This is a genomic window from Varibaculum sp. C0165D1 (assembly GCF_056590355.1).
In genome coordinates, this window is the sequence record NZ_JBWPVY010000005.1 from 113704 (window position 1) to 126826 (window position 13123).

General features: G+C 51.7%; 8 protein-coding genes. 3 read left to right on the plus strand and 5 right to left on the minus strand.

Going from position 1 to position 13123, the window contains the following annotated elements; all coding sequences use genetic code 11:
- Positions 1-17: 17 nt before the first annotated feature.
- The 3 genes from AC1EKS_RS08080 to AC1EKS_RS08090 all read right to left on the minus strand — a co-directional run bounded on the left by AC1EKS_RS08080 (position 18) and on the right by AC1EKS_RS08090 (position 4581).
- Positions 18-2282, minus strand: coding sequence for a 6-phosphofructokinase (locus AC1EKS_RS08080; RefSeq protein ID WP_481009303.1), 2265 nt, complete (start codon positions 2280-2282; stop codon positions 18-20).
- 24 nt (positions 2283-2306) lie between these two features.
- On the minus strand, positions 2307-3149 hold the full coding sequence (locus AC1EKS_RS08085) for a substrate-binding domain-containing protein (RefSeq protein ID WP_481009304.1): 843 nt from the start codon (positions 3147-3149) through the stop codon (positions 2307-2309).
- 205 nt (positions 3150-3354) lie between these two features.
- Positions 3355-4581, minus strand: coding sequence for an NADP-dependent isocitrate dehydrogenase (locus tag AC1EKS_RS08090; protein WP_481009345.1), 1227 nt, complete (start codon positions 4579-4581; stop codon positions 3355-3357).
- Positions 4582-4776: 195 nt separating this feature from the next.
- Between AC1EKS_RS08090 and AC1EKS_RS08095 the strand changes: the two genes are divergently transcribed.
- Both AC1EKS_RS08095 and AC1EKS_RS08100 read left to right on the plus strand, forming a co-directional pair.
- Entirely contained in the window at positions 4777-5523 is a 747-nt protein-coding gene (locus AC1EKS_RS08095) for an alpha/beta fold hydrolase (RefSeq protein WP_481009305.1), read from the plus strand.
- Between the two features lie 227 nt (positions 5524-5750).
- Positions 5751-10538 (plus strand): InlB B-repeat-containing protein, encoded by a 4788-nt coding sequence (locus tag AC1EKS_RS08100; protein WP_481009306.1) that lies wholly within the window; start codon positions 5751-5753, stop codon positions 10536-10538.
- 122 nt (positions 10539-10660) lie between these two features.
- On the opposite strand, the gene AC1EKS_RS08105 is transcribed toward AC1EKS_RS08100, so the two are convergent.
- Positions 10661-11104, minus strand: coding sequence for an Hsp20/alpha crystallin family protein (locus tag AC1EKS_RS08105; protein ID WP_481009307.1), 444 nt, complete (start codon positions 11102-11104; stop codon positions 10661-10663).
- 292 nt (positions 11105-11396) lie between these two features.
- Here AC1EKS_RS08105 and AC1EKS_RS08110 point away from each other — a divergent pair, with 292 nt between their 5' ends.
- A complete protein-coding gene (locus AC1EKS_RS08110) occupies positions 11397-11948 on the plus strand; it encodes a gamma-glutamylcyclotransferase family protein (RefSeq protein ID WP_481009308.1) in 552 nt (183 codons plus the stop codon).
- 3 nt (positions 11949-11951) lie between these two features.
- Here the strand turns inward: AC1EKS_RS08110 and AC1EKS_RS08115 are convergent, their stop codons facing one another.
- Positions 11952-13091, minus strand: coding sequence for a hypothetical protein (locus AC1EKS_RS08115; protein WP_481009309.1), 1140 nt, complete (start codon positions 13089-13091; stop codon positions 11952-11954).
- Positions 13092-13123: the final 32 nt, after the last annotated feature.

Genomic DNA, 13123 nt, shown 5'->3' on the forward strand with positions numbered 1-13123 from the left:
TGTTCTAACGGTTTTCTTTAAAGGTCAGTGATTGGCAGCTTAGGGACTTCAACGTCCCATTCGTCGCGGGAAACCACCGGAATAATGTCAATAAGTGGCAACCACCATTGGTTGAGAGGCCGCCGTACCTGAGGATCTACCTTTTCTTGCATTTTTAGTAGCGGGAAGGTTTCGATCCCGTGTTCCGCCAAGCCCACCCCTAAGGGTTCGGTTCGGCTTTGCGCGAATTGCTCTCGGAGTTCTTTGATTGCTACCCGCACTAGGCGAGTAGCTAAGATCCGGTCAAAGGGCGAGGGCTCTCCGCCTTGCTGCAAGTGTCCGAGGGCGGAGTGGCGCACATCGAAGAAGCCGTTCGATTCTTGCGCAAACACGGAGGCGATAAATTCCCGATCGTATCTACCTCCAGCCTCTTCGTTATGCAGAACCAGGCAGAGGCGGCGGCCCTCGCGGAAAGAATCCCGCATCATTTTCACATCATCCGCTAGAATCTGCAGATCGTAGGGGAATTCGTCCAAATAAACCAACTCGGCTCCGGCCGCGATACCTGCCATTAGGGATAGGTATCCGCAGTGTCGCCCCATGGCATCGGCTACAAAGCAACGCCTAGAGGCGGCCGCAGATTCCCGGATGCGATCTAGCGCCCAGACAGCATTATTAAGGGCGGAATCGGCACCGATAGAAAGCTCAGATCCCGGCAGATTGTTATCAATAGAGGCCGGGACACAAATCATCGGAATATTAAAAGCGGGGTAGCGGGAAGTTTCCTGGCGCATCTGATTGATCGACAGATAGGCATTATAACCACCAATTACCACTAGCGCGTCAATGCGATGTTCTTCCAGGGCGCGCCCTATCGCGTAGTATTCTTCCACCCGGGGAATCGGACGCAAGGTTCCCAGTTCGGCGCCGCCATCAAATCCCCAACCTTCAACGTCTTCCCAGGCCAGACGCTTAACTTTCCCGGACATCAACCCATCGAAGGAACCGTAGATTCCCAGCATTTCAAATCCGCAGTCAATACCTTGACGAACTGCCGCTCGGGCAGCAGTGTTCATCCCGGGAGCCAGTCCCCCCACGTGCATAATGGCTACCCGCTTGGCATCGGCAGGCAGCTGGTCTTCCTGGGGAGGGGTCGACATTACTTGGTTAATGGCCAGCATCTCGCGGAAGGAACGCCCGCGCGCCTGCACCGCTTTTTCATATTCTTTGGCCTGGGTGAATTTGGCGACTGCGCGCGTGTCACCAACCGCTTTCATCAGGGGCAGGCGAGCTACTCGATTGTTACGCGCCCCGATAATCACCGGCTCGGAGCTTTGGTCTTGATTGAGAACTTCATAGACGGCGGCATACCCCAGGGCCGTGGGCATCCAACGGTCATAGGCAGAGGGGGTGCCGCCCCGCTGCACGTGTCCCAATATAGTCAGGTGAGGGCGCTGCCCGGTTTCTTGCTCGAGGGCGTCACACACATCGTTTGCAGTAATGGGATTACCCTGGTGGTCGATAGCTCCCTCGGCCACCAGCACAATTGATTCGCGCCTGCCAGCTTTACGCCCGGCTGCCAGTTTGTCTGCTAAAGTCTTCTGCCAATCTGCCTCAGGAGGAGCTTCCGGGATAAACACATAATCGCAGCCCCGGGCAACCGCGCTCATTAACGGCAAATACCCGCAGTGCCGCCCCATTACTTCTACTACGAAAGTCCTCCGGTGGGAGGCGGCGGTAGAAGATAGCTCGTCTAGGGCTACCAGGATTCGCTGCAAGGCAGAATCGGTGCCGATGGTCATATCAAAACCGACTAAATCATTGTCGATCGAGCCCACCAGGCCCGCTACCCGCAACTTTTCATGTCCGGCTACCTGCTTAGGGGTCAGTTCCCCGGACTGTACCAATTCTTCCAGCAGGCTCGGCCATTCTTCTTGGAACTCATTGGTTCCTGCCAACGAGCCATCACCACCGATAGAGATTAGTCGGTCTATTCCCTTTAGAACCAGGTTCTTAGCGGCTTTACGCAATCCGGAGCGTTCCCGAAATTCCTGGCAGCGGGCAGTACCAATAATCGTGCCGCCCTTATTGAGCACACTCGATACATCTGACCAGCCCATCGGCTTGATCATCTCTCCGCCGGTAACTGCCCCTTGCCAACCTTCGAGGATCGCGTACGGCTGGGCACCCATTTTCAAGGCGGTACGTACCACCGCCCGCACGGCCGCATTCATTCCTTGGGCATCCCCGCCCGAGGTTAAAACTCCCAGTCGTTTCGGTTCCGGATCCGTGGGCTGGCCCATTGTTCCTCCTCTTGAGGCTGGTTTCTAGGCACTCCCCCTAGCTACCAGCGTCATCATCTTGTCAACTTCTGCGGGATCTGGCGCTTCCACCTTTTCTCCAGATAAGAATTTGCCGAGCGTCTGAGCATATATCCGTCCGCTGGCTTCGGGACTAAAATCAATAGAAGTCAGCGGCGGGTTGAACAGTTCCCCTTCGGGCGCATTCCCCACCCCGATCACGGCACAATCGTTAGGGACCATCCGTCCGCACATCCGCAGCGCCTGAATAACTTCCATCGCTAAGAAATCGTTATGGCAGATAAACCCGTCAACCCCAGGGTTCTTAGAAAATAGCTGTACTAGCTCTCCAGAAAGATTCGGAGAATTGTATTCAGTAGTGAGCATGGTGGGGGTGGGACAACCCCCGAGGATGCATCCTTGGAGCACTCCGGCGTAACGCAATTGATTTAGGTTTTTAAGGAGGACGCTATCGGAACATAGGTAAACCAAGTTGCGATGCCCGGAGGAAACCATCCGCGAAGCCATTGCCCTACCAGAGGCACCGTAGAGGGCGGCCACCACCGGATACATCGGGGAATCAGTCGCAAAGACTGCTTTCTTTACCGTTGCCCCCAGGCTTTCTAACTGTTTGTTTTGCTCTGCGGTAAAAGGAACTAGAGGTAAAATCGGGCCGATAAGTTTTGCACTGTCAGCTAGGGCATCAACATCGAGTTGATCGCTGTTTAACTGGACCGGAATTAAGTCAATCCCCAGTTTGGCAGCTTCAAACGCTACTCGCATAACCGTGGTCAGCAATGGCGCATTATGCGGCATCGGGGGAATTACAAACAGGCAGCGTTCCACATCTACCTGTTGATTCTTCGCCACGGCTTCCCTCCCCGCCCTGATCGTTACCTGTTCTAGGTTTTGAATGCTTGTTCTAAAGTCAATACTAGCCTATTCCAACGATCCAACCAGCGTGAAGAAACGGGGCGGACGCTTCATTTTTGCGTCCGCCCCGACAGAATCGTTCACCCGGGGGCATCATCAGAGGAAATCCCTCTTTAAACTCCCAGGTAAACCGGGTTTTATTTTATGCGTCTTGCTTTAGGCGTTGAGCTAGATTTTCAATCAGCACATTCATAAAGCCATCGGTATCTAGCCAGGGATGATCCGGGGAGATCAGGCGCGCTAGGTCTCCGGTCATTTGCCCGCCCTCGACAGTAGAAATAATTACCTCTTCTAGGATCTCGGCGAAGTGGGTGACCTCCGGGGTGTTGTCCAGGTTGCCGCGATGCGCCAGACCACGCGTCCAGGCGTAGATAGAGGCAATCGGGTTGGTAGAGGTTTTTTCCCCGCGCTGCCAGCGGCGATAGTGCCGGGTTACCGTACCGTGCGCAGCCTCGGCCTCAATCGTGCGCCCATCCGGGGTCATTAGCACCGAGGTCATTAGCCCCAGAGAGCCGAAGCCTTGAGCTACGGTATCGGACTGAACGTCGCCATCATAGTTCTTGCAGGCCCATACGTATCCGCCTTCCCAGCGCAGGGAAGAGGCCACCATGTCATCGATCAAACGGTGTTCATAGTGCAGTCCGGCTTCCTCATATTGCGCCTTGAATTCGGCGTCATAAATGTCGGCGAAGATATCTTTGAACTGCCCATCATAGGCTTTCAAAATGGTGTTCTTAGTGGACAGGTAAACCGGGTAGCCGCGCAACAGGCCGTAGCGGAAGCAGGCGCGGGCAAAATCTTTGATGGAATCGTTGAAGTTGTACATTCCCATGGCGACTCCCCCGCCTTCGGGGTATTCCACCACGGTATGTTCAATGGGCTTCGAGCCATCTTTAGGATGGAAAGTAATAGTCAGGCTGCCCGCACCGGGAATCTTGAAATCAGTAGCCTTGTATTGGTCACCGAAAGCATGCCGGGCAACTACGATGGGTTTCGTCCATCCGCCTACCAGGCGCGGCACATTGTTCATAATGATTGGTTCGCGGAAGATTACCCCACCGAGAATATTCCGGATAGTACCATTGGGCGATTTCCACATTTTCCGCAACCCGAACTCTTCCACCCGGGCTTCATCGGGGGTAATAGTTGCGCATTTAACCCCTACCCCGTGTTCCTTAATCGCGTTTGCAGCGTCAATCGTGACTTGGTCACTGGTGGCGTCGCGGTTCTCGATGCTGAGGTCGTAGTAACGAAGATCCACGTCCAGATAAGGAAGAATCAGTTCATTACGGATTTTTTGCCAAATGATGCGGGTCATTTCATCGCCGTCTAGTTCGACGACTGGGCCGGCTACTTTGATCTTTGCCATGAATAACTCCAAAAGCTGTAGTTTTAAGTCCTCGGCATCAACTTTACTCGACATCGAGATAAATTGACAATGCCTAAAGCTGTGAGTTACCAAGCGAAATTTTGAGATTTTTTGCCCCCGCCATTAAACCCGCTTTGCCTACCAGGAAACATGCAATCGCTCGCGCATGAAGATCGGGTAGCTTAAATTAGCTATATGCGGGTGCAGATTGGCAAGACTTCGGCGGCGCGGCCGGCGCCGCTTATTTGGTTAGAGTCGGGTCTGGGGGGATCTATGCGCAGCTGGAACCTGACTTTCCCGATTCTTTGTCGCGCTTTTTACTGCGCCCGCTCTACCCGCTCCCCGATTTTGCGCCCCGAAGAGGACGCGAAGGTAACTTGGCAAAGCCTAGTGGCGGAAATGCGAGCGGGCGGAGAAAAAACCGCCGCTCACCTGGGAGCTACCTTTGATAATCCGCTGCCTATAGTGCTGGTGGGACACTCCTATGGGGCGATGCTGGTGCGAGTTTGGGCGGCGCAGCTATTAAAGTCCCCCACTCCTTCCCGGGTACGGCCAGTGGGAATCGTGCAGATAGATCCCTCTTTTGAGGGAAATTACGAGGGCGCGAGCCCCCTCTATCAAGAAATAGAGCGAAAGATTCTCGCTTGGCTTTACCGGGGTGCCGCCCGCGAGCAACCTTCCTTTTATATGGCCTGGCAAGACCTGCAAGAGATTGACCTGCTGGATCGCCAGCTCCCCCAGCTGGTGATTTCCGCAGCTCACCGCCGCTCCAGCAAAACCTGGCAGGGGCTGACCTCGTTTGCCCGCGCGATTGATGCCCGGCTGGTGCGGGCAGACTCTTCCCGCCACCTTTTGCAGGTGTTCGATCCGGCAACCGTCGCGAGTCAGATTATTAAGTTCACTACCCGCGCCAGCGAGCAACTAGAACGCCAAGGGAACTAAAATCTACAGAATCACCTCAATCCAGACAAATTATTCTCACCCACACCCCGAATGAGGCAACACTCACCATTTGCCCGCAATCGCTGTGAGTTCGGCCTGAGCACTTGCTTTGGGCAGCTAACTTATATTAAATTAACAATGTTTTAATGGCTGAAATAATTAATAGGTAGAAACACCAATATTTGCCCTCAAAAATAAATTTTGGTGTCGGAGGTGGGAAGTCCCCCATGAAAGTTTCGTTCAAGCAAACCCTGGCTCTACTGCTGGCACTGGCATTGATACTTCCGGCGGCAGTGATACTTTCCCAGCCGCTGACAGCTGACGCCGCGGAAAAAAGTACATACGCAGACAAACTGAAGGTGGAACCAGTAAAGCTACCCGCCGGCACAACGACGGCAGATTTCGTCAAGAATCCGGAGCAGCCAGATATTTACACTCTTCGTAGCGACTTTAAAGTTGAAAGAGACGGAGACCATGTCATCAACTATCAGCCCTATGTGGCAACCGTAGGGGCAGCCGCTACCGATGAGGAAAAAGCCAAGGTAAAACAGACTATTAAGCTGCCGGATTTCCCGGGTTATAAAAAACCACAGGATAATTTCTCTATCGACTACAACACCGTAAAAAACGATTCCCAGCCCAGTGGAAACGACGAGTATGGAAAAATTTACCAGAAGACTCAAGACTTTAAGTATGATGCCACAAAGCAGAAATTTAATGTCAAGCATGTTTTCCAGGACATAAGTGATTTTGATAAATACGGTAATAAACCTGGGGCGACAGAGGAGACGATAACTACCCAAGAGGGTAGCGTAGGCTCGAAGCTGAAAATTCAGCCTTTACCAGCAGACGAAATAAAAGGTTTCGTTCCGGAGACCGATATCGAGGTGCAAGTTCCTCTAAATACCGCGGAATTTACTGTGGAATACCGTTACAACCGTAACCACTATGACGTCACTTTCGACCCCGATGGGGGTACGGAAGTTCCTTCCCGCACCCTTTACTACGGACAGGTCATCCCCAACCTCGAGAAAAAAGATATTCCTACTAAAGTGGGAGCTACCTTCCAAGGTTGGAAGCCTTCGGTGGATCTAACAGATGAAGCTGGCAAGACCTTTAAGAAGGGTGAAGTTATTAAAGATGCTTCCGGGAATGTGGTTGAAGATCTAAAAGCTCAGCTAACCATGCCGGCTGAAAACGTCAAATTTACCGCGGTGTGGAAGGATAACGAGAAGGCAGATTATGCGATTCAGTTCTGGACAGAAAAGGCCGACCACCCCGAGGGGGCTTCTCTTTTAGACAAATATGACTTCGTGGGGACCCATGTATATAAGAAAAAGCCCACCGGTACTCGTCCAGACCTTGCAAATGAGACGGTAAACGGGGTGGAGTTTCCGGATCTAGATCAGGCACGGTTAAATAAAATATGGAACAACGCTAGATTTTACCGCAACGCCTTCCTTTACCTTAATAAATTCTATAAATACAATAAAGAATTAACCGATAAAGAAAATGCTGATCCTAACGATTCCAATGTAGTAAAGTCGGTTTCTTCCAACGGAAAGACTGTCTATAACATCTATTACGACCGTCAGGTCTATGACCTTTACTTTACGAAGTCAAATGCTAAGGATACGGATCCTGAATCGACCTTCTATCCCGAAATCTGGAGACACGGTAAAAAGTTAGGGGAACCAGGTAATCCCTACCACTTTCAGGCCAGGTTTAACCAGTTAATGACCGAGTGGCCAAATGACGCCCTGGAAACCAAGGGTTTTTCGGAGGGTAAGCAAAGTTATGGGTGGGGACCAAACTTCGGTTCACCAGAGTGGCAATACCGCGACACTCCTCCCTACCGGCTCTCGGCTGAAGAGTTCCTAGATATGGCAGACTACACCAAACGGGGCGGTTACACTAACGAGATTGATGCTGGAAATGGCGTCACTCTGCCCGTCAACTGGAATGCCAGACCTAGAACTTTCACTACTCTTTCCTTTGGTATCGAACAAAGGGGCCCCGACAAAGATGGAAACCAGCCAATGCCTCACCACATGGACTTCTGGATGGATGGGTTTAAGCCCGGAGAGACCATCATTGACTATAAGCTTTACCGAACCAAGTCGGACACCTCATCGAAAACCTATGGGCACAAATATCCGGTAGTCCAGGGATTTACCCCTTACCCCCTATCCGAACACCCGAATTACCCCCCATCCGAACTCTCGGAGAAGCTTACCGAGGATGAGCTTGATGCTATGAACGAGAAGCGGAAAGCGAAAACCCCATTTCCTAACGAAACGGTAATTGGCCCCTATGAGGATGATGTCCGAACCAAGGGCAAAATGAAGTTTATGTACACTTTCTTTAACCGTGCCGACGAATGGGGCGACGTTGCCGATGGCAGCGATGCATTTAATACAAATGGCTATATTCGCTTTAAGTACCACCGGAATAAGTACAAGCTGCGGTTCAACAATGATCCCGCAAAGCTTAAGGATGACAGTGAGTACGATAACACTAATCAAACAGATGTTTTCTATCAATACCCATTAAAGGATTTAGACTTAGATAATCCCGAGACCTTAGTGAAACTAGGCCTGACAGATCTGGTAGAAAAAGATGAGGACGGAAACGATCGGATTAAAAGACCGAAGGGACTGGCGCCCGAAATGGTGTTTAAGGGTTGGGCGCTAGACCCGGCCGGGCAAAAACTAGTTTGGGAAAACAAGGAAACTATGCCCACTCACAACCTGATTCTCTACGCCAAATGGGGGGAACCAGACTCTAAGTGGAAAGTAACCTTTGACCCCAATGGGGGCGAGTTAAAACCCATAGCGGAGGAGAAAGTTACCACCGCCCGGAAAACCATTAGGGAAGGCGATATCGCCGAGCAAAAAGAAGTCACCTACGCGATAAAGGGTGACAACGAAGGGGACAAGCAAGTCTTTACTGTTGTGCAGCGGCAAAAACTGGTAGAACCGAAAAAACCAACCCGGAAAGGCTATAGCTTCATGGGTTGGGAGGTACTGCACTATAAGAAGGATGCCAGTGGTAACTACACCGAGGAAGTGGACAACTCTTATCGGGATACCTATAAGGTTCCGGAGCTTTACTCCTACGGTAACGATGTAGTCAGCCCCATTTACCTGAAAGCCATTTGGGTAAAAAATGATATGGAGGATGTGCGGGTTTACCATCACTTCTTGGATAACAAGCTAGCAATTGATAAGACCCTAAAGGATAATCCCGTTAAAGAAACTATAGGAAACCAGCGAGCCGGTAAATACGTGGCCGCCACTGGTTTAAAGCAAGATGCCAAATGGATTCTGGCTTCCGATGCAGATTTGCAGAATACCCAGGATGAAGAAACCAAAAAACTCTATGACGATTATCAAAAACTGGCTAAAGAGCTAGGTAACCGGGCAACGCAAGATAACACCTATTTCCAAACCCTCCTGGTAGAACCGAAAAAGAAATCAGCGGATGGCACGTTAGCCGATAATCCAAACAATGAATTCCATTTCTTCTATCGTCCCTTCCGGACCCGTAATTACAAGGTCAACTATGTGGACCAAAGAGCTAAGGCGGAGTTAGCGGAAGCCACTACCGATGCGGAAAAGAAAGAGATTATAAAGAAATACCGCATTCTGGACCAGGAACCAGTCGTCAGTGGGGCTAGGCATTACGATGCTCGCAACTATAAGCCGATAATTGGTTGGAAACTGACTTCGGATCCCCAACAGCAGCTCTTCTACGATGTAGACGAAAAGACTAATGAATTCAAAGGAATCAATGGTACCGGTTCCGATGAAATCACCTTCTACTATCAGGATGTAAGGGTCATCGAGGTGCCGAAAGACGAAAAGACTCCAGAGGGGTACGTCCGAGTAACCTTTAAGGCCAGTGAGGGCGGCTCCTTCGGTACCGATAAAGATGGGAACCCCATCAAAGAAATTAATTACGATGTACTGAAGGGTCTTAAGTCTGTCCTGCTTCCAGTTCCCCAGGAATTGGAGAATGGAAAGCAGCCGGATGAAAACAAGTACTATCTCACTCCGGAAGAAGGTAAGAGCTTTATTAAGTGGGATAAGGAATCACTTTTACCGCCGGGCAGGGAGATAAACGAAAACCATACCTTTACCGCACAGTTCGATTGGTCAGATCTGGTGACTAAAGGGGTGGCGACTACCGAGTCCTTTAAGGCTCCTGATGGCACCTGGATCAATAATTTTGTGCCTACTCTGGATGAGCTGAAAGCAGCTATTCAACTGCAGAGTAAAGACAAAACCAAGATAACGAAGCTGCCTGAGGGCGCGACGGTAAAGTTCGTAGATGATCAAGGTAACGAAGTAAATACCCAGGATGATCTCTACAAGCTGGTAAAAGAAGAACCGGATTCAAACGAACTTGTTCGTACCGTGAAACTCAAAGCGAAAGTTAAGTTTGAAGGTAGAGAAAAGATTGAAGAGATCGAGCTGCCGATAAGGGTTTATAAGAACCGGTACGATGCGCCTCCGGGAGCCATGCCGGGCTTCTTGAAGCAGGCAACCGCTCCTCATGGCGATTTGGCTAAACTCTTGGATGGCAAAAACTACGTAAAGGTGACGGTGAAGCCCTCCAGTCGCCTGGGCAATCTGCCTCCTAAGAGCTATTGGGTTAACCCCAAGGCTTGGGTAGAGATTCCCGAAATTGCAGTCAGCGATAAAGACAAGACCGCATCCGGGTTTAAGCATTGGTCAGCTAATAAAGCTGCCCAAAATGAGGGGCAAGCTAAACTAGGAAATTATGACTTCATGAAACGGCATAAGTTCACCGAGGACACGGTGATCACCCCGGTATTTGTAGAAAAAGTGGTGACCCCCGCGCCGGAAAAGAAGCCCAATAAACCGATAGTGACGCCCGGTCCGGTAACCGGAGCTAATGCGCTGGTTTATCTCTATGCGGCAGCCTTGTTTACTGCGGCTGGCATCGCACTGGTGATCAGCAGGACCAGGAGGAAAGCACAGCGGGCATAACCCGCAATCACCTCTGAGGGTAAAACTAACTAAGGGCGGGGACGCGAGCGAATTCGCGTCCCCGCCCTTAAAAATTATTTATTGCTACCAGGCGCTACTGCCCCTAGGGGCGTAATCCTCTGCTATTCGGCGTCATTCAGGACTTCGCCGCTACCCTCTATTTGGCGAGTACCGCGCTGCACCGCAATCTTGCGGGGCTTAGCTTCTTCCGCCACCGGGATAACCAACTTGAGGACTCCGTCGACATATTCCGCCTCTACCTGGTCAAGAGCCACCCCATTACCTAAGGTGAGCTGGCGAGCAAAAGTGCCGAAGGGACGCTCGTGGGTCAGCCACTGACCACCAGCGATTTCGGGGGATTTGCGCTCGGCCCGGATAGTGAGGGTGCGATCCTCGATATCGATATCTACGCTATTCGGATCCACCCCCGGCAGATCGAAGAGGGCGATGAACTTTTCCCCATCTCGATACAAATCTAGGGGCATAGCTGCCCGGGAGGGACCTTGACGCATGGCGTCATCAAAAATTGCTTCCATCTGACGGAAGGGATCATACCTGCGAACCATGATTACTCCTTACCCCCGCAAAGCGGGAAATCTTCTCGCCGAGAGTTTCTCGGCCTCACGTCTCCTATTTTGGCACTCTAAGCACCTAAGTGCTAGTGAATTATTCTGGAGGCGAAAACTTAAGCGCCCTAGACTCAACTTTAGTTTTTTCTTTCTCCCCGCGCGCTCCTAAAAACAAAAAAGTCCTTTTCAGCAGCCAATACTGTCCCCATTTAGGGATGAGCCGAAATCTCAGACCGAAACGCCGCCCCAAAGACGCCCGAAAAGCGTTTGCTACTGAGAAAATGAAGACATGAGCACGCGATACCTACCTTTATTCGTCTACGGCACTTTGAAACTTGGCTCGCGCGGCTTTGGCTCCAGTCTGAAAGCCGCAGTGACCGAGTTCGCCCCGGCCTATCTGCGGGAAGCCTCCCTGTATATCGGAGCGTCCTATCCGATGGCGATCCGCTCTATCGGCGGCACTGGAATCGTGGGACAGGTACTACTGGTTGAACAGCGTCTTTTTGAAGAAACCCTGGAAGAACTCGACGAATACGAAGGCTACCTGGGCGAAGGTGACCCCAACAATATGTACACCCGGCAAGTCGTGCGGGTAGAGGTATTCCCGGATGAGAACAGCACCTGGGAAGGCCCTACCCAAGACGTGCGCGCCTATGCCTATATGGCTACCCCCGATTCCTTCCGCGATCACCGCGGGGAGCTGGTACTTTCCCCCAGCGGTGACTGGGAAAACCACGAGGAAGAATGGGAAGAGCTGTCTCCCGCCCTCGAGGACACGCAAGACCCCAACTATGATGAGCGTTTCGCTGACGACGAGGACGAGGACGAACTAGACCGTTAAAGCCTATTTCTTTCCGGCAGCGCCCGCCGCCAAGGATTGCTGGTACTTCATCATCACCTTTTGCTGGGACTCTTGCCCCGCCAGGAACCAGCGTCCATCGATTTCCTGCCACCCCATTATTTGCAGGGGCGTACCTTTTTTATCCTTAATCAGAATCGCTTTTACGCCCCCGGCATCTGCCGCTTTTTCGGGCGCAAACACCATATCTTTTAGCTTGATAGCCGGATTGTCCGGAACCTGCGCAAACGCTTCTTTAGCGGCAGCGGTACACTTCTCCACACTATCGCTGTTTTCTTCGGATTTTTTACTTAAAGCTGCCACCAGTTCCCCGCGCGCAGTCGGAGAGCTAAGCACACATAAAGTTTCCGCGTCCTTGTCCAGCAGCGCCCCGTAATAGGCCCGCGCGCCCTCCTTGGGGGAGGCGGCACCTTCGGGATTAAAGATCTTTTGTAAAATCCCACTGGCATATAGTCCTACTACCACCAGGGCGATGACGGCTACTACCCCCAAAATCCAGGCGACGACCCGGCGTGAATTTGAATGTGTCCTCTTTACCGGCTTAGATTTCTTTACCGAAATCTGGGAAACATCAAAAGAACTCCCCGCGGGCAGGGTCGGAACTTCCTCCCGGTCGACATGTCCGCCAACTTGGTTACCCCAAACCCGTTCTTCGTCTTTATTCTCCCCTGCTTCATCGGGCTGTTCCGGCGATTCTGGCTGAGTGCCAGTTAAAGGTAAAATTTCGGGAACCTGGAACTGCTGATCGTCGCTATTTTCCTCGCCGCTGCGCAAGACTGTATCCTCCAGATCATCGCTATCTGCGGCGTCTGCGCTATCTTCAGCAGCTCCGGCATCATCGCCGTCTTCGGCGGCTTCTGAGTCATCAGAATCATCAGAATCTTCGGTGTCAGCGGTGTCATTATCTACTTCCTCTGACTGATCCGGGTGCTGAGCTTCCGTATCCGGATCTTCGCCCTCCAGAGTGGGGGCGGAAACCTGTTTCTCGTCCTCCTCGGGGGTTTGTGGCGAGGGACTTTCCTCCCCGTTCGCCGCCGGCGAAAGCTTGTTCTGGGCCTCGGCGCTCGTATCGGCATCAGCTAAGCCATGCCCAGCCGTTTCTTTATTATCTTCTTCATTACTCATAGGGCGATACTACCGGGAATACCCGGTTATAT